The 16,986-nt window shown below is 71.6% G+C and carries 15 protein-coding genes; 5 read left to right on the top strand and 10 right to left on the bottom strand.

Annotated features, from left to right (window positions below; all coding sequences use genetic code 11):
- Positions 1 to 4: 4 nt before the first annotated feature.
- The 7 genes from RBJ65_RS04180 to RBJ65_RS04210 form a co-directional block, all read right to left on the bottom strand.
- The gene (locus RBJ65_RS04180) at positions 5 to 1,174 is read right to left on the bottom strand and encodes a DegT/DnrJ/EryC1/StrS aminotransferase family protein (RefSeq protein WP_306317858.1); all 1,170 of its coding nucleotides are present in this window, start codon (positions 1,172 to 1,174) and stop codon (positions 5 to 7) included.
- On the bottom strand, positions 1,171 to 2,379 hold the full coding sequence (locus RBJ65_RS04185) for a DegT/DnrJ/EryC1/StrS aminotransferase family protein (protein WP_306317859.1): 1,209 nt from the start codon (positions 2,377 to 2,379) through the stop codon (positions 1,171 to 1,173). The genes RBJ65_RS04180 and RBJ65_RS04185 overlap by 4 nt, the downstream gene beginning before the upstream one ends.
- Positions 2,376 to 3,173 carry a tryptophan synthase subunit alpha gene (gene trpA, locus RBJ65_RS04190; RefSeq protein WP_306317860.1) on the bottom strand — a complete coding sequence of 266 codons (798 nt, stop codon included), beginning with the start codon at positions 3,171 to 3,173 and terminating at the stop codon, positions 2,376 to 2,378. The genes RBJ65_RS04185 and trpA overlap by 4 nt, the downstream gene beginning before the upstream one ends.
- Entirely contained in the window at positions 3,170 to 4,357 is a 1,188-nt protein-coding gene (gene trpB / locus RBJ65_RS04195; protein WP_306317861.1) for a tryptophan synthase subunit beta, read from the bottom strand. The genes trpA and trpB overlap by 4 nt, the downstream gene beginning before the upstream one ends.
- A complete protein-coding gene (locus tag RBJ65_RS04200) occupies positions 4,354 to 5,145 on the bottom strand; it encodes an indole-3-glycerol-phosphate synthase (protein ID WP_306317862.1) in 792 nt (263 codons plus the stop codon). Before RBJ65_RS04200 ends, trpB begins: the two co-directional genes overlap by 4 nt.
- Positions 5,146 to 5,208: 63 nt before the next feature.
- A complete protein-coding gene (trpD, locus tag RBJ65_RS04205) occupies positions 5,209 to 6,261 on the bottom strand; it encodes an anthranilate phosphoribosyltransferase (RefSeq protein WP_306317863.1) in 1,053 nt (350 codons plus the stop codon).
- Positions 6,261 to 7,508, bottom strand: coding sequence for a nucleotide sugar dehydrogenase (locus RBJ65_RS04210; RefSeq protein ID WP_306317864.1), 1,248 nt, complete (start codon positions 7,506 to 7,508; stop codon positions 6,261 to 6,263). The genes trpD and RBJ65_RS04210 overlap by 1 nt, the downstream gene beginning before the upstream one ends.
- 193 nt (positions 7,509 to 7,701) lie before the next feature.
- Here RBJ65_RS04210 and RBJ65_RS04215 point away from each other — a divergent pair, with 193 nt between their 5' ends.
- Positions 7,702 to 9,105 (top strand): PLP-dependent aminotransferase family protein, encoded by a 1,404-nt coding sequence (locus RBJ65_RS04215; protein ID WP_306317865.1) that lies wholly within the window; start codon positions 7,702 to 7,704, stop codon positions 9,103 to 9,105.
- A gap of 26 nt (positions 9,106 to 9,131) precedes the next feature.
- On the opposite strand, the gene RBJ65_RS04220 is transcribed toward RBJ65_RS04215, so the two are convergent.
- The 3 genes from RBJ65_RS04220 to RBJ65_RS04230 form a co-directional block, all read right to left on the bottom strand.
- On the bottom strand, positions 9,132 to 9,815 hold the full coding sequence (locus RBJ65_RS04220; protein ID WP_306317866.1) for a response regulator transcription factor: 684 nt from the start codon (positions 9,813 to 9,815) through the stop codon (positions 9,132 to 9,134).
- Complete coding sequence (locus RBJ65_RS04225) at positions 9,790 to 10,884, bottom strand: sensor histidine kinase (protein ID WP_306317867.1); 1,095 nt, start codon at positions 10,882 to 10,884, stop codon at positions 9,790 to 9,792. The genes RBJ65_RS04220 and RBJ65_RS04225 overlap by 26 nt, the downstream gene beginning before the upstream one ends.
- Positions 10,885 to 11,028: 144 nt before the next feature.
- On the bottom strand, positions 11,029 to 11,724 hold the full coding sequence (locus RBJ65_RS04230; protein WP_306317868.1) for a 4'-phosphopantetheinyl transferase superfamily protein: 696 nt from the start codon (positions 11,722 to 11,724) through the stop codon (positions 11,029 to 11,031).
- A 422-nt stretch (positions 11,725 to 12,146) separates the two neighbouring features.
- Here RBJ65_RS04230 and RBJ65_RS04235 point away from each other — a divergent pair, with 422 nt between their 5' ends.
- The 4 genes from RBJ65_RS04235 (at position 12,147) to RBJ65_RS04250 (ending at position 16,892) form a co-directional block, all read left to right on the top strand.
- Positions 12,147 to 12,944 (top strand): UbiA family prenyltransferase, encoded by a 798-nt coding sequence (locus tag RBJ65_RS04235; protein ID WP_306317869.1) that lies wholly within the window; start codon positions 12,147 to 12,149, stop codon positions 12,942 to 12,944.
- A gap of 196 nt (positions 12,945 to 13,140) precedes the next feature.
- Entirely contained in the window at positions 13,141 to 14,079 is a 939-nt protein-coding gene (locus RBJ65_RS04240; RefSeq protein ID WP_306317870.1) for an ACP S-malonyltransferase, read from the top strand.
- Between the two features lie 55 nt (positions 14,080 to 14,134).
- Positions 14,135 to 15,754, top strand: a complete 1,620-nt coding sequence (locus tag RBJ65_RS04245; RefSeq protein WP_306317871.1) for an MFS transporter — start codon at positions 14,135 to 14,137, stop codon at positions 15,752 to 15,754.
- Positions 15,755 to 15,875: 121 nt separating this feature from the next.
- Positions 15,876 to 16,892 (top strand): beta-ketoacyl-ACP synthase III, encoded by a 1,017-nt coding sequence (locus tag RBJ65_RS04250; protein WP_306317872.1) that lies wholly within the window; start codon positions 15,876 to 15,878, stop codon positions 16,890 to 16,892.
- Positions 16,893 to 16,986: the final 94 nt, after the last annotated feature.

A 16,986-nucleotide genomic window follows, 5' to 3' on the forward strand; every position in this document is an offset into this window, starting at 1 on the left:
GTGATCACCGGCCCGCCGCGCAGAAGCGGGTGACGGACCGCACGACCCGCTCGGCCGCGCCGGGCGCCATGCCCGGGTGCAGCGGCAGGGCGAGCGCCTCGCGGGACAGGCGCTCGGCGACGGGGAAGTCGCCGGGGCCGTGACCGAGGTACGCGAAGGCGGGCTGCAGATGCAGGGGCCGGGGGTAGTAGACGGTCGTCTCGATGCCGTCGGCCGCCAAGTGCGCCCGCAGCGCGTCCCGTTCGGCCGACCTGATCACGTACGTGTAGACGGAGCGTCCGGCGAAACCGGCGGGCGGGGGCAGCAGCGCCGGAGCCAGCGGGCGCAGTCCCTCCTCGTATCCGGCGGCGAGCTCGCGCCGTCGCCGGTGCAGCGCGTCCAGGTGCGGCAGCTTGCGCAGCAGGAAGCCGGCGGTCAGCTCGTCCATCCGGCAGTTGAAGCCGAGCAGCTCGTGGTGGAAGCGGCGGCCCGCAGGCTGGCCGTGATTGCGCAACATCCGTGCCAGGCGGGCCAGTTCGGGGTCGTCGGTGACGATCATCCCGGCGTCCCCGATGCCGCCGGCCGGCTTGGCCGGGAAGAAGGAGTACACGCCCGCGTCGCCGTGGCGCCCCGCCGGCCTGCCGTCCACCTCGGCGCCGAGGGCCACCGCGCTGTCCTCGACCAGGCGGAGACCGCGGCGCCCGGCCAGCTCGGCGAAGGCGCCCATCCGCGGCGAGTCGCTGAAGAGGTGGGCCGGGAGCAGCGCCCGGGTGCGGCCGGTGACGGCGGCCTCGGCGGCGGCCACGTCGAGCAGGCCCGTCTCGTACTCGACATCCGCGAACACCGGCCGCGCGCCGCGCAGGGCGACGGTGGAGGCGGTGGAGACGAAGGAGAAGGCGGGCGTGATCACCTCGTCGCCCGCGCCGATGCCGAGCGCGCTCAGGATCACGGTGAGCGCTCCGGTGCCGCTGGCCACGGCGATCGCGTGCGCCGCGCCCGTGCGTCGGGCCACTTCGGACTCCAGGCGCTCGACCCGCGACTTGAGGATGAACTCGTCGCTCAGGGCGACCTCGCGGAAGACCTCCACGATGTCCTCGGTCACGTCCTCGAACCGGGCCGGCCAGTCGAAGTAGGGGACGGGGGCGGGGACGGGGGCGGCGGCTGCGGCTTCGGCAGCGAGGCTGGCGGCGGTCACTTCTGGGCTCCGTAGAAGGCGTGGTTTCCGTGGAAGGCGTGGTTTCCGTAGAAGGCGTGGATGAGGCCGGCGACCCGGTCGACCTGTTCGTCGGTCAGATCGGGGTACATCGGCAGACCGAGCGCACGCTCGGCGGCGGCCCGCGCCACCGGCACCGGGTGCTGTGCGCCGGGCAGCGGGGCGAGCAGCGGCTGGTCGGTGAGGGCCCGCGGGTAGTAGGCCTCGGTGCCGACGCCGTGCGCGTCCAGGTGGGCGGCGAGTTCGTCCCGTCTGTCGCACTCGATGAGATAGACGTAATGGACCTGGTTGCTGGGCGACTTGGCGGGCGCCATGAACGGGGTCCGGACGTGGTCCGCGAGCGGTGCGAGGGCCCGGTCGTAGCGGGCGGCCAGCTCGGCGCGCCGCTCGATCTCCGCACTCAGGCGCGGCAGCCGGTGCAGCAGGAAGGCCGACTGCAGTTCGTCGCAGCGGCTGTTGTAGCCGAGCTCCTCGTAGACGTACGCGCCGTCGCCGCCGTACGCACCGTCCGCGGACTGCCCGTGGCAGCGCAGCCGGCGCGCCGTGGCGGCGATCTCGTCGTCGTTCGTGAGCAGCATGCCCGCGTCACCGAGCGAACCGAGGGTCTTGGTGGGGAAGAAGGACAGGACGCCGCCGCTGCCCCACAGTCCGGCGTGCACGCCGTCCGCCCGCATGTCGATGCCCTCGGCGCTGTCCTCCAGGAGCAGCAGACCGTGCCGGTCCGCCACATCCTTCAGCATCGCCATGTCGGCCATCTGCGAGAAGAGATGCACCGGCATGATCGCCTTCGTGCGCCCGGTGATCGCCGCCTCGGCGCGCGCCGGGTCCATCGCGTACGAGCCGGGGAGCACGTCCACGAGCACCGGGTCCGCGCCGACGTGCAGCACCGCGGAGGCGGTGGCGAAGAAGGTGTACGCGGGGACGATCACCTCGTCGCCGGGGCCGATGCCGGCCGCCCTGAGCAGGATGATCAGCGCGTCCGTGCCGTTGGCCACCGCGATCGCGTGCCGGGCGCCGGTGCGCTCGGCGATCGCGGCCTCAAGCTCGGCGGTGACCGGGCCCGAGGTGAACCGCCCGGAGGCGGCCACCCGCCGGATCCTGGCCTCCAGTTCGGGCCAGTCGCGGCGGACGGAGGCGGCGCCGCTGAAGAAGGGGACGGGGGGCTTGGGGGCGGAGGTCGCGGTCATCGGGTGGCCGCCTTCAGAGCCGTGATCATCTCGGTGGTGACCCGGCGCCTGCCGCCCGCGTCGGGGGCCTCGCCGATCGCCTGGAGCAGCGCGCTGCCGACGATCACGCCGTCGGTCCTGCCGCGCAGGGCCGCCACGTGCTCGGGCCGTGAGATGCCGAACCCGACGGCCATCGGGACCTCGCAGACCGAGCGGACCCGGTCCAGATACGCGTCGATGTCGGCGGCGAGCTCACTCCTGACACCGGTGACCCCGTTGGCGGCGAGGACGTACAGGAAGCCCCGGGAGGCCGCGGCCGATTCGGCGATACGTTCCGTGGAGCTGCCGGGGGCCGCGAAGAACACCTGGCCGAGCTCGTACTTCTCGGCGTGCGCCCGCCATTCGGCGCCCTCGCGCACCGGCAGGTCCGGCACTACGAAGCCGTCGGCTCCGGCCGACTTGGCGTCGTCGTACAGCTGCGTGAGCCCGTACCGCAGGAAGGGGTTGCAGTAGCCCATGAGCATGATCGGCACCTCGACCCCGCAGGCGCGCGCCTCCGCCACGACGTCGAGGGTGGCGGCGGTGGTGGTGCCGGTGTCCAGGGCGGCCTGTCCGGTGGCCTGGATGACCGGGCCGTCGCCCAGCGGATCCGAGAACGGCACGCCGAGCTCGATCACATCGGCGCCGGCGTCGGCGGCGGCACGGATCAGGCCGACCGTCTCGCCGAGGCCCGGATAGCCGGAGGTCAGATACGCGACCAGGGTGGTCTCGCCCTTGGCGCGGTTGTCGGCGAAGGTCTGCTCGACGCGCTTCATCGGGAGGTCTCCTCACGCTGTTCGAGGGCGGCCATGGCGGAGGTCAGGTCCTTGTCGCCGCGGCCGGAGAGATTGACGAGGAGGGTGGCCCCCGGCTCGTACGAGGCGGCCACCTTCAGGGCGCCGGCCACCGCGTGCGCCGACTCCAGGGCGGGGACGATGCCCTCCTGGGCGCTCAGCGCGGCGAAGGCGTCGAGGGCCTCGTCGTCGGTGACGGCGATGTACTCGACCTTTCCGGTGTCCTTGAAGTGCGCGTGCTCGGGGCCGACACCCGCGTAGTCCAGGCCGGGGGCGATGGAGTGGGTCAGCTGGATCTGGCCGTCGTCGTCCTGGAGCAGATACGTACGGGTCCCCTGGAGCACGCCGGGGTCGCCGTAGAGCAGCGGCGCCGCGTGCCCGCCCTGACCGCCCTTGCCCTCACCGGCGGCCTGCACGCCGACGAGGCGCACCGGGTCGTCGAGGAAGGCGCTGAACATCCCGGCCGCGTTCGAGCCGCCGCCGACACAGGCCACGACCGCGTCGGGGAGCGCGCCGTTCGCCTCGGTGAACTGGGCCCGCGCCTCACGGCCGATGACCGACTGGAAGCCGCGCACGATCGTCGGGAAGGGGTGCGGTCCGACCACGGAGCCGAGCAGGTAGTGGGTGGTGTCGGGGTGGGCGATCCACTCGCGGATCGCGGCGTTGATGGCGTCCTTGAGGGTGGCCGTGCCGAGGTCGACGAGCTCGACCTTCGCGCCGAGCAGCCGCATGCGCTGCACGTTGGGCGCCTGCCGCTCGGCGTCGACCCGGCCCATGTAGACCGTGGCGTCGAGGCCGAGATGGGCGCAGGCGGCGGCGACCGCGACACCGTGCTGTCCCGCGCCGGTCTCGGCGATGATGCGCTTCTTGCCGAGGCGGCGGGCGAGCAGGGCCTGCCCGACCGCGTTGTTGATCTTGTGGGCGCCGGTGTGGGTGAGGTCCTCGCGCTTGAGCCAGAGCTTCACGCCGTTCGGCGAGGTGCCCAGCCGGTGCAGTTCGGTGATCGGGGTGGGGCGCCCGACGAACCTCTTGAGCAGTCCGTCCAGTTCGGCGGTGAACTCCGGGTCAAGGAGCGCCTTGTGGTACTCCGCCTCCAGCTCTTCGAGCGGGCCCACCAGGGTCTCCGCGACGAACTGGCCGCCGTACTCGCCGAATCGGCCGTTCACGATGCCACCTCCAGGATCGGGACCCCGGCGTAGGACCGCACCTGGGCGGCGGGGTCGGGGCTGCTGAGCAGGGATTCGCCGATGAGCGCGGCGTCGAAGCCGGCCACGGCGATGCGGTCGATGTCGGGGCGGCCCGAGAGGCCGCTCTCGCTGACGGTCAGGACGCCGCGCGGGATGTCGCGGCGCAGCCGCGCCGCGTTGTCGAGGTCGACCGTGAAGGTCGCCAGATCGCGGTTGTTGATGCCGATGACGCGGGCGTTCGCGGTCAGCGCCCGGTCCACCTCGTCCTGTCCGAAGGTCTCCACGAGGGCCTCGATGCCGAGCCCGTGCGCGGTCTGCACCAGGTCCCGCAGGAGTACGTCGTCCACGGCGCGGACGATGACGAGCACGGCGTCGGCGCCGCAGTCGTGGGCGAGCCGCACCTGCCGGGTGTCGACGAGGAAGTCCTTGAACAGGACGGGCACCGTGATGTCGGGGTGTTCGGCGACGGTGCGGACGAGCTCGGGCGAGCCGCCGAAGTAGGGGGTGTCACCGAGTACGGAGACCGCGCTCGCGCCCCCGGCGACGTACTTGCGGGCCGTCGGGACGGCGAGCTCGGGGTCCAACAGGTGTCCCTTGGAAGGGGACTTGGGCTTGATCTCGGCGATCACGGAGACGTCGGGGCCGCTCAGTGCGGCCGCGAACCGGCCGGGTACGACCGGGTTGAGCCGGCCGCGGGCCGCGGCATCGGCCGCGCGGGGGCCGCTCCAGGCGGCGCGCTTGGCGGCGATGATGTCGTCGAGGTGCATGGCCTCGGGCTCCTCTCTGGAGTCGGGTGCGAAGGCGGGGGAGTGGGGTTCGGGCGATGGGGTTCAGAGGGTCGTGGACAGCAGGAGCGTCGACTCCCGCTCGCGGGCGAGGCGCTCGATCAGGTCGGTCGCGGCGCCCTGCTCCACGGCGGCCCCGGCCAGCGCGAGTCCGCCCGCCAAGTCATCGGCGTGCCCCGCGAGTTGGAGCACCGCCGCCGCGTTGAGCAGCACTGTGTCGAGCAGCGGGCCCGGCGCCGTACCGGCCAGGACCCGGCGGGCGAGGTCCGCGTTGCGCAGGGCGTCACCCCCGGCGAGGTCCGCACGCCCGGCGGGACGCAGGCCGAGGCCGCCGGGGTCGACCTGTGACTCGGTGATCCGGCCGCCGTCCACGGCCAGCACCCGGGCAGGGCCCGAGGTGGTCAGCTCGTCCATCCCGCCGTGCCCGTGCACCACCCAGGTGCGCCGGTACCCGAGCAGGGCTGCCGTCTCGGCGAGCACCTCCTGGTCGGCGCGGGTCGCCGCGCCGACCAGCCGCCCGGTCAACGGGACCGGGCCGGCCAGCGGGCCCGAGAGGTTGAACAGGGTGCGAAAGCCAAGGCGGCGGCGGAGAGCCGCGAAGCGGCGCAGCGCCGGGTGCAGGCTCGGCGTGAACAGGAAGGCGAACCGGTGCTCGGCGAGCAGGCCCGGGATGCGCTCCCCGGCGTCCAGATCGACGCCCAGCGCCTCCAGGAGGTCGGCGCTGCCGCACGCGGAAGTGGCCGCGCGATTACCGGTCTTGGCGACCGTGGCCCCCGCGGCGGCCGCGATCAGGCCGGCCGGCGTGGAGATGTTGACCGAGCCGGACCCGTCACCACCGGTGCCGACGACATCGACCGCCGGGCCCGTCCAGGCGATCGGCCGGGCCGCGCCGAGTACGGCACGTACCGTGGCCGCCACCAGGACCGCGGTGGGCCCACCCGTCGCGACCGCGGTCAGGAACGCCGCGGCGTCCACCGGCTGGGTCGCCTCGTCCAGGAGCTCGGTCACAGCGGCATCGGCCGCCTCTTGCGAAATCTTCCGGCCGGCCACTGCGTCTTTGGTGACAGCGGCCAGCGCCCCGGCCTTCGCCGTAGGCATCACAGCACCGCCACATTGCGGGCCGCCGCGAGCTTGTTGTGGGTGTCGAGGACGACCGGCGGGACGCCCCACAGGATGTCCTCCTCCAGACCGGCGACCTCGGTGATGAGCACGACCGCGTCCTGCTGCGCGAGCTCCACCACCGACCAGGGCGCCGCGGCGACCGGCAACCCGTCGAGCACCAGGTTTTCCACCAGCGGATCGTGGTACGAGACCTTCGCACCGGCCGCGCGAAGCCCGCGGATGACATCGAGGGCCGGGGCGTTGCGCAGATCGGCGACGCCCTTCTTGTAACTGACGCCCACGATCAGGACCCTGGCGCCGGACAGCTTCCCGCCGCGCTGCGCGAGCAGCTCCTCGACGCGCTCGACGACCTGCCGCGGGCGCCGCTCCATCCGCTCGTGCGCGGCGGCCACGATCTCCATGCCGGTCCCCGCGGCGGCGGCCGCCTCCCGCAGGAACAGCGGGTCGACCGGGATGCACTCACCGCCGATGCCGGGCCCCGGATAGTGCGCGAGGAAGCCGTACGGCTTGGTGGAAGCGGCGTCGATGACCTCGCGTACGGGGATGTCGAGGGACCGGCACAGGTCCGAAAGCTCCAGCGTGAGACTGATGTTGACCAGCCGGAAGGTGTTCTCGAAGACCTTGGCCAGCTCGGCGACCTCCAGCTTGGAGACCGGCACGACCGTCCGGCAGACCTGGCCGAACAGCAGCGCCGCCCGGCGCGTGCACTCCGCCGTGAGGCCGCCGATCACCTTCGGGGTGTTGGAGAGGTTCCAGCCCGCCGCGTTGCCCGGGTCGACCCGCTCCGGGGCCATCGCCACATGGAAGTCGAGGCCCGGCTCCAGGCCGGTGGTCTCCGCGAGGCGGGCCACCGCGGCGGCCGTGGTGCCCGGCGGCACTGTCGACTGCAGAACGAGCAGCGTCCCGCGGCCGATCAGCTGGGCCACCGAATCGAGCGCGGACTCCACATAGTCGAGGTTGGCCTGCCGGTCACCGGTGACCGGCGTCGGCACGCAGACGATCAGCACGTCCGAGCCCGCCAGCTCACCGGCTTCCGTGGTGGCGCTCAACAGGCCGCTGACAGCGGCCAGTTCGGCGTCCTTCACATCCGGCAGGTACGACTCGCCCCGCACCACCTTGGCGGCCCGCCCGGCGTCCGTGTCGAGACCCGAGACCCGGAAACCCGCGGTGGCGAAACCGAGGGCGAGCGGCAGCCCGGTGTAACCGAGACCGACGATTCCCACGCGCAGAGTGCGGCTTTCGACGCGTGTATCGAAATGGGTATCACCGGCTGCCTTCGCCGGGGTGTGGACCAGAACATCAGGCATTGTGATCTCCCCTAGAGGTGCTATGAATAAGGGCCGTTGGCGTGGAATAAGTAGGCCAGTCGGCAGGGAAGACCACCCAGACCACTGTGGGGGAGACGGAGCAGACCAGATGGCTTGGCACTTGTCGGTCCAAGTGGACCGGGCCTCAGTGGTACCTCTCACCGCGCAGTTGCAGAACGGCATCAAGGACATGATCGAAGACCGTGTCCTGCACCCCGGCGCACGGCTGCCCTCAAGCCGCCAACTCGCCCTGGACCTGGGGCTTTCCCGGTCCGTCGTGGTCGAGGCGTACGAGCAGCTGATCGCCGAGGGCTATCTCGACGCGGTGCGCGGCTCGGGCACCCACGTCACCCGCCAACTGCCCGCGACGGCGGCCGAGCCGTCCCTTCTGGACCCGAGCCCGGTGCCGGAAGTCCGCTGGGACATGCGCGTAGGAATAGCCAATCTCTCGAACTTCCCGCGCCAGGAATGGCTCAACTCCTATACGAAGGTGTTGCAGAACGTCGGCCGTGACGGCGTGGATTATCCGCCGGTGGCCGGAATCGCGGAACTGCGCAATGAACTCGCCGGCTATCTCGGCCGGGTGCGGTCCGTGCGCACCACACCGGGGCATGTGATGGTGACCGCCGGCTTCGCCCAGGGACTCGCCCTGCTCGCCGCCTCCTTCCAGCATCTGGGCATCCATGAACTGGCGATCGAGGAACCGGGCCACAGCGGGCAGCGGCGCTTCATCCTCGACACGGGGCTGAGCCCGGTGCCGGTACCGGTCGACGCGGAAGGTCTTGTCGTCGAGGCCCTGGCCCGTACGGGGGTACGCGCCGTCCTCGTCACGCCCGCGCACCAGTTCCCGACCGGCGTCACCCTGTCCGCCGCGCGCAAGGCGCAACTCCTGCGCTGGGCACAGGAGGTGGACGCCTGGATCATCGAGGACGACTACGACGGCGAGTTCTGGTTCGACCGCAGGGCCAGGCCCCCGGCCCTCCAGGAGAGCGATCCGGAGCGGGTCGTCTACGCGGGCACCACGAGCAAGGTCCTCGTGCCGGGCCTGCGCCTGGGGTGGCTGGCCATCCCGCCGAAGATCTTCCCGCTGATGGAGCGGGTCCGCTCACGCCAGGACCAGGGCTCCGACACCCTCACCCAACTGGCCTTCGCCGACCTGATGAGGGGCGGCCTGCTCGACCGCCATCTGCGCCGCGTCCGCTCCCGCTACCGCTCGCGCAGCGAGGCGCTGGCCGCGGCGGTGGGCCGGCATCTGCCGCAGGCCAGGATGAACGGCTCGGCGGCGGGGCTGCACAGTTACGCGCTGCTGCCGCCGGGCACCGACGAGGCGGCGCTCGTACGGGGGGCCCTGCGGCGCTCCGTACTGGTGCGCGGCAGCCAGCAGTTCCGCTTCGGCAGCGCTTCCGCGGGCCGCCCCGCGCTGCTCCTCGGCTACGGCTCGCTCCCGCTGTCCGGCATCACCGAGGCGGTGGCGGCGATCGGTGCGGCGTACGAGGAGCTGGGGCGCGGTTGAGGCGGCGGGCGCGGGGGCCGTGGCAGTTATCGGTGCGAGCGGGCGCGCGGGCCGCCGATCAGGCCCTGGGCCCGCGCCTTGTTGACCGCGTCGATGCGGGACACGGCGGCCAGCTTCTCGAAGATATTGCGCAGATGGCGCTTGACCGTGCCCTCGGTGATCCCGAGCCGGCCCGCGATCTGACGGTTGCTCATCGCCTCCGCCACACACACGAGGACCTCGCGCTCGCGCGGCGACACCGCGCCCATGGACGGTGCGTGGCCCTGGTCCTGCCCGGCCGTGAAACTCCCGCGCGGCACCGAGATGGTGACCTGGTCCTCCTCGTGCACGGCATTGCGGATGGCCGCGAGCAGCGCCTCGCGCGGGACGCTCTTGTGCAGATAGCCCCGCGCGCCCAGCTGCAGCAACTCCTGCACGAGCGGCTGGTCGTCGAACATGGTGAGGATGATGATCCGCAGGTCCGGGCACGCCTCAAGAAGGCTTCGCACCGTGGTCTTCGGATGGCTGTGCGGCATCTCCACGTCGAGGAGCAGCACATGCGGCCGGTGCCGCCGCACCAGCTCGGCCAGGCCGAGCCCGCTGCCCGCCTGCGCCACGACGGTCAAGTCGGGCTCGGCGTCGAGCAGTTCGCACAGCGCCGTACGGAGCAGCTGGTGGTCGTCGGCGGCGAGCACGCGGATCGGGTCAGAAGGAAGGTTCAGCGGGCTCACCCGACGACTCCAGCAGCGGAATGGTGACCGTGACACGCGTGCCGCCGGTCTTGGTGTCGCTCGCGAACAGGATGGTTCCGCCGAGCAGTTCGACCCGTTCGGTGGCCGAGGCGATGCCGTTGGCCCGGCCCGCTGTGGTGACGACGGACGTGTCGAAGCCCCGGCCGTCGTCCTCGATCAGCGCCTGCACGCTGTAGGGAGCGATGTCGACCACGGCGAGGACGCGTTCGGCGCCGGCGTGGGCCAGCGCGTTGCGCAAACACTCCCGTACGACCAGGAAGACCTGGTCGAGCACGTCCTGCGTCGCCCACTCCTCGCTGCCGTTGACCTCCACCCGTACCTCGGGTTCCTGGATCGCCATCGACTCCAGGAAGGCGGTCAGCGCCGCCTGGAGCGTGCCTTCGCTGTCCACCCGGCGCAGCTGCGTGACGAGGTCGCGGATGATGCCGAGCGAATCGGTGAGGGTCTCCTTGACGGAGCCGATCCGCGCCTTGGTCGCCTCGGGGCGCAAGTCGCCCTGCAATTCGTGCAGTTCGAGCTGGCGCAGGGCGAGGTTCACATGGTTGCCGAGGTGATCGTGGATCTCGCGGGCGAGCTGGCGCCGGCTCGCGGCGTTCACCTCGCGGACGGTGTTCAGGAGGTACGTGTCATGGCCGAGCGCGCCGGCCTCCAGCCGGTTCCCGATGCCCTTCTGCAGGGCCCGCACACCGGACTGGAAGCGGCCGATCTCCGAGGGCATCGCCGTGACCGTCGCGGTGAGGGCGTCGAAGACCAGGTCGAAGAGGATGATTCCGGCGCGGATGGAGTGCACGGCGCTGATGCCCTGCGTCGCCCGCTCCACGCCGAGTTCGGCCACCAGGTTGATCAGGGTGCCGCGTACCTTCGGCCGGCCCGACTCCAGGCTGTCCGCGCAGTCCCTGATGATGCGCTCGGCCTGCAGCGCACAGGTCTTCCAGGTGGCTTCGTCGGCGGCCAGGGGGCTCTTGATCTCCTTGAGCCGTGCCTGGTATTCGTCCAGCAAATCCCGTGTATGAATCAGGAATTCCGCGGCGATCGATGAGTGCGGCACGGACTCGACTGTAGTTGGCCCGATAATTTGAGCTCACCCCCACCTTCTTGAGCTCGTTCACAGGATCATCACGTGGCGGGCTCGCCAGTGTCAACGTACAAACCTGACATCTCACATCGTGAACTACCGGCTGTGGCTGCCCGATCACGGTGGTGGCCACTGGAGGGTTCGTACTTCTGCCCGCGGTACGCGGGTGGCGACGGAGCCGACGTACCCCTCGGCGCAGTCCACCTCGTGCACGTACCAATCGGCCTCGTCGCCCGGCCTGCGGGCCCTGCGCACCCCGTCGGACCGCGGCTCGCCGACGGTCGCCATGTTCCTGACCCCGGAGCCGGCCGCCTTGCCCACGGCCTCGATCGCGGTCCACGTACGGAAGCCCGCGACCTCGTCGACGGGGCCGACGGCGGCGAGCCTGCTCCAGTCGAAGGGGCGGACGCGTTCGACGTCCACGCCGACCACCGCCGGCGTACGGCAGAGCGCGATGAGGGCCGTCGTGCCGGAGTGCGACAGGTTGAAGTCGAGGTGGGGCCAGGGGCCCGGCAGCAGTTCGGGGCGCCCGTTGCCGCAGTCGCCGCAGATCTCGGGCCGCGGGCAGCGGCGCGTGAAGCGCGGGAGTCCGGGGCTCACGGCGAGGTAGCCGGCGAGCAGGGTGCGCAGCGCCACGTGCGAGGAGAGGTAGCGCTGCCGCCCTGCCTGGGTGCGGATACGGGCCGCACGGGCGAGTTCGGAGTCGTCGAGTACGAGGTCCGCCCTGTCCAGGGGGACTTCGTCGAGGGCGACGGACCAGACATGGATCTCCTTGTGTTCGAGGGCGTGGGTGTGCCGGACAGGACTGCGCAAGGCATGCATGGAGGCTTCCCGGGGGTCGGAACGGACCAGGGCTGCCAACGGCCCTGCACGGGAAGCGGGAGTGCCGCGTCGGGCGGCGTCCGCTGTTCAGCAGCCAAGCGCAGGCGGGCGGCGGGTGAGCGGACCACTTGGACGACGGTCCGGCGTACCGCCGCGGGAATTCGCTGCCTTTACGCAATCGGCCGCGTAATCGCCATACCTCCATAGAGGTACCAGTGGCACAAATGCTGGACAGTGCACGCCACTTGATTCTGCCTAAACTCCGGGTCATGGCGAATGTGACGGCCCTTCCCGGGGCCCGCAACACATCAAGTGCCCCTTCTCCCGGTATGGCGAGGCTGCTGCTTCTCGGTCTCAAGGAAGCGCGCCCCGCGGTTCTTGTCGCTTTTCAGCTGCGCTATACATCCGGAATAGTGCTCGCCGTTTCCGCGTCCGCGGGAACCACGGACAAGCCCGTGATCCAGGCGGGGCTCGGCGCCTTCTCCTGGTTCTGCGCGATCCTCTACACGTATCTGCGCAACGGTCTCGAGGACCTGCACGAGGACCGTGTGAACGGTTCGACGAGGCCGCTGGCCTCGGGGCAGCTGTCGCGGCGCGCCGCCCTGACCATGGCGTACGGGGCCCTGGCCGCCGCACTGGTCGCCGCCGCGGCGGCGGGCCCCGCCCCCCTGATCCTGTGCGCCGTGCTGCTGTTCCTCGGGCACGCCTACTCCGCGCCGCCCTTCGCCTGGAAGAACCGCACGTCGGCCGCGATGGGCGTGGTCCTCGCCTCCGGCCTGCTCACCTACTGCGCGGGCCCCGCGGCCCTCGGCGTACCGGTGTACGCCCCCGGACTGCTCGTGATGAGCGCGGGCATGTCGCTGTGGATGGCGCTGGTCGGCGCGGTCGCCAAGGACCTGTCGGACATCGCGGGCGACGCGGCGGCAGGGCGCCGCACCTGGGCGGTCACCCTTGGCGAGCGGCGCACGCGGCTACTTGTCGCGGCGGGCGCGCTCGCCGTCGGTGCCGGCTTCACCGGTGCGGCGCTGCGCTGGGCGCCCGGCCTGCTGCCGACGGCGGTGGTGATGCTCGTGGGCGGTGCGGTGCTCGCCGCCGTGGCACTCGCGGACGGCGCGGCCGCATCGCGGCGCGCGGGACGCCGCCCGTACCGCGTCTTCATGGTCACCCAGCACCTGGCGCATCTGTCGCTGCTCGCGCAGGCCGCGGTCTGAAGCGGCGTATCCGGAAGAGGGATTCACCCCCTCCTAAAGAAACAATCGCGTACCACTGACGTGCAGTTTCCCTGGATTGTCCGCGGATCGTTCTGCTCTCATGGAATGGCGGTAAGGATCGGCCAGAACCTCGAATTCCGGTGAGAATCCCGAATTCCGGAAAGAAGCGGCTGGAGCGCGAAAGGAGAACGACACGATGGCGACTGCCCGACTGGCGCTGATGTTTCCGGGACAGGGGGCACAGCGACCCGGCATGGGTCTGCCCTGGACCCGCAGCTTCGGCTGGACGGTGGTGGACGAGGCCTCCGAGGCGGCGGGGCGTGATGTTTCCGCGCTGCTTCTGGGGGCCGACGCCGAGACGCTGCGGCGCACCGACAATGCCCAACTCGCCACGTTCACCCTCGCGTTGGTGGCGCTCACCGAACTGCGCAAGGAGCACCCCCTGGTCGCCCTGCCGGGCGCCTGCGCCGGACACAGCCTGGGCGAGTACACGGCGCTCGTCGCCGCCGGCATCCTCGATCCGCAGGACGCGGTGCGCCTGATCGTGGCGCGCGGCAAGGCGATGCGGGCGGCGGGCGAGCGAAGCCCCGGCGCCATGACCGCCGTGCTCGGCCTGAGCCCGGTGCGGGTCGAGGCCCTCACCGACGAGCTCAGGGCCGACGGCGGACAGGTGTGGGTGGCGAACCACAACGCGCCGCGGCAGACCGTGATCGCCGGAGTGGCCGCGGACGTCGAGCGCTGCGCGGAGGCGGCGAAGGCCGCCGGCGCCGCGAGGCTCGTGCCGCTCACGGTCGGCGGTGCCTTCCACACGCCGCTGATGTCCGAGGCCGCCGAGGAATTCCAAGAGGCCCTCGCCGCGGTGCGGTTCATGCCCGGACACACCCCGGTCGTCGCCGACGTGGACGCCCGCCCGCACCGCGGCGGCCCGCACTGGGCGGACCTCCTGCACCGGCAGATCACCGCACCGGTCCGCTGGACCCAGGTGCTCATCACGCTCACCACGGAACTGGCCTGCGACCGCCTCCTGGAGATCGGCCCGGGCAAGACCCTGACCGGGCTCGCCAAGCAGACGGTCCCCGCCGTGTCCCGCGAGAACTTCACCGACCCGCACGCCGAGCTCACAGCGGCGGCGTAACCCCCCGTCCACCCGTCCCGAACGACCGAACCGTCAACGATCTAGGAGTACTCGTATGTCCACGCAACCCACGCCATCTCCCTTGAGGTGGTGGACGCTTGGGATCGTCTCGCTCGGGACGTTCATGCTGATGCTCGACCTCAGCGTGGTGGCCGTCGCCCTGCCGCAGATCCATGAGGACCTGGAGAGCAGCTTCGCCGACCTGCAGTGGGTGTTCGACGCCTATGCGCTCACCCTCGCGATCTTCCTGGTGGCCTCGGGCTCGCTCGCCGACCGGCACGGCCGCAAGCGCCTCTTCCAGATCGGCTTCCTCGTCTTCACCGCGGCCTCGCTGGCCTGTGGTCTGGCGGGGGACGCCACCTCGCTGAGCATCTTCCGCGCCATCCAGGGCGTCGGCGCCGCCGTCATGTTCGCGGTCGGCCCGGCGATGCTCGGCCATGAGTTCCGCGGCAAGGAGCGGGCGACGGCGTTCACCGTGTTCGGTGTGGCCGTGGGCCTCGCCGTCGCGGCAGGACCGCTCGTCGGCGGCGCGCTGACCGAGTCGCTGTCGTGGCGCTGGATCTTCTACATCAACGTCCCGGTCGGCATCCTCGCCGTCCTCATCGGCGCGGTGCGGGTCCGCGAGTCGTTCAACAAGAAGGCCCCCGCCACCGACTGGGCCGGCCTGTTCACCTTCAGCGTCGCGCTCGGCGCGCTGGTCTTCGCCATCATCCGCGCGCCCGAGGAGGGCTGGACGAGCGCGCAGACCCTGACCCTGTTCGCGGTCAGCGCGGTCTTCCTCGTCCTGTTCGTGACCATCGAGCGGCGCCTCGGCGAGCGCGCCATGATCGACCTGGGCTTCTTCAGCAACCGCACGTTCGTGGGCATCTCGCTGGTGGCCATGATCGGCAACGCCGCGGCGCTGCCGTCGATCTTCTTCGAGACCAGCTACCTGGAGAACCTCCTGGGCCATGACGCCTGGGAGACCGGTATGCGCTTCCTGCCGCTGACGGGCGCGATGTTCGTGGCCGGTGCGCTGGGCGGCGGCCTGATCGGCAAGGTCCCCTTCCGGGTGCTGCTCGGCGGCGCGGTGGCGGTCATGTCCACGGGTCTGCTCTTCCTGCGCCTGGCCGAGGCCGACTCCAAGTGGACCGTGCTGCTGCCGAGCATGCTCATCACCGGTTTCGGCATGGGTCTGTTCAACCCGGTGCGTGCCGCGCTCGCGATCGGTGTGGCGGAGCCGGCCAAGTCCGGTGTCGCCTCCGGCATCAACGAGACGTTCCAGCAGGTCGGTGTCGCGGTCGGGATCGCCGGTGTCGGCGCGTTCTTCCAGCACCGGGTCTCCGAGGCGTTCGGCGCCACCCAGGTCGGCAAGGGCATGGGCGGCGCCGCGGACGAGGCGGCGCACGGCATCAGCGCGGGCGCGATCGAGACGGTCGGCAAGGCGGCGGGCCCCCTCAAGGAGCAGGTGGTGACGGCGGGCCGCGAGGCCTTCGCGACCGCCTTCCAGGACGCCATGGTGCTGTGCGCCTCCATCGGCTTCGTCGCGGCGCTGATCGGCTTCGCGCTGGTGCGCAACAAGGACCTGCACGCCAGCGCCCTTTCGACGGTCCCGCCGGAGGCCGACGTGGACGCGGCGGGCGGCACGGACAGCGCGGCCGAGCCGGGCGCCGATGTCGTCGGCGCGAAGGCCTGACACGGCCGCACCACCACCAGCCGGTACGTGAGCGGGGGCGGGCCGGTCCGCCCGCCCCGCCCACCACCCGGGATCCGGCCTGCCCCGCAGGACAGGCCCTCGACGACGAGGAACACCAACGATGACGGCAACTGCGCCCCGTGCCGCGCCTGTTCTGTGCGGATTGGGCACCTGGCTGCCCCGCCACGTGGTCACCAACGACGACCTGAGCCAAGAGCTCGACACCTCCGACGAATGGATCCGCAGCCGCACCGGCATCGGCATGCGCCATGTGGCCGGGCCCGACGAGGCGACCTCCGACCTGGCCGTGGAGGCCGGCCGGCGGGCCCTGAAGTCCGCCGGACTCGACGCCGTCGACCTCGTGATCGTGGCCACCACCACACCCGACCGGATCTGCCCCGCCACGGCGCCGCTGGTCGCCGCGCGGCTCGGCCTCGGCACGATTCCCGCGTTCGACGTCGGCGCCGTGTGCACCGGCTTCCTCTACGGCCTCGCCACCGCGGCCGGATATCTGGCCGCGGGTCCGGCCCGCACCGTGCTGGTCGTCGGAGCCGACACGTACTCGACCCTCCTCGACCCCGCGGACCGGTCCACCCGCGCCATCTTCGGCGACGGGGCGGGAGCCGTCGTGGTGCGCGCCGGTGACGCGGACGAGCCCGGTGCGATCGGCCGGGTCGAACTCGCCAGCGACGGCACCGGCAGTGACCTGATCATGGTGCCTTCGGGCGGTTCCCGTGACCCGATCCGCCCGCAGACGGCGGAGGCGGCGGACCCGTACTTCCGTATGCAGGGCAAGAAGGTCTTCCGCAACGCCGTGGAGCGCCTCGCGGAATCCTCCCTGGCCGCCGCCGGACGGCACGGCTGGAGCGTCGCGGACATCGACGTGTTCGTGGCCCACCAGGCGAACATCCGCATCATGCACGCGGCCGCCGACGCGATCGGGCTCGACCGCGCGCGCTGCCACGTCCATCTGGACCGGGTCGGCAACACCGCCGCCGCGTCCATCCCGTTGGCCCTTGCCGACGCGGTGGACTCGGGCCGCCTGAAGCCGGGCGACCGGGTGCTGACCGCGGCCTTCGGCGGCGGTCTGACCTGGGGCGCCACGACGCTGCGCTGGCCGGAGATCCAGCCGGCCTGACCACCACCTCAACTCCCTCTTACAGAGCACCACTTCACCTACTGAGCACCACTTCACCTACTGAGCACCACTTCACCCAGCACCACTTCACCCA

The organism is Streptomyces sp. KL109B (assembly GCF_030766935.1).
GTDB lineage: Bacteria > Actinomycetota > Actinomycetes > Streptomycetales > Streptomycetaceae > Streptomyces.

Bases quoted from the DNA above. Each gene is read 5' to 3' on its own strand.
- RBJ65_RS04185 (WP_306317859.1), bottom strand. From the start codon at position 2,379: ATGACCGCGACCTCCGCCCCCAAGCCCCCCGTCCCCTTCTTCAGCGGC.
- trpA (WP_306317860.1), bottom strand. From the start codon at position 3,173: ATGAAGCGCGTCGAGCAGACCTTCGCCGACAACCGCGCCAAGGGCGAG.
- RBJ65_RS04200 (WP_306317862.1), bottom strand. From the start codon at position 5,145: ATGCACCTCGACGACATCATCGCCGCCAAGCGCGCCGCCTGGAGCGGC.
- trpD (WP_306317863.1), bottom strand. From the start codon at position 6,261: ATGCCTACGGCGAAGGCCGGGGCGCTGGCCGCTGTCACCAAAGACGCA.
- RBJ65_RS04215 (WP_306317865.1), top strand. From the start codon at position 7,702: ATGGCTTGGCACTTGTCGGTCCAAGTGGACCGGGCCTCAGTGGTACCT.
- RBJ65_RS04240 (WP_306317870.1), top strand. From the start codon at position 13,141: ATGGCGACTGCCCGACTGGCGCTGATGTTTCCGGGACAGGGGGCACAG.
- RBJ65_RS04245 (WP_306317871.1), top strand. From the start codon at position 14,135: ATGTCCACGCAACCCACGCCATCTCCCTTGAGGTGGTGGACGCTTGGG.
- RBJ65_RS04250 (WP_306317872.1), top strand. From the start codon at position 15,876: ATGACGGCAACTGCGCCCCGTGCCGCGCCTGTTCTGTGCGGATTGGGC.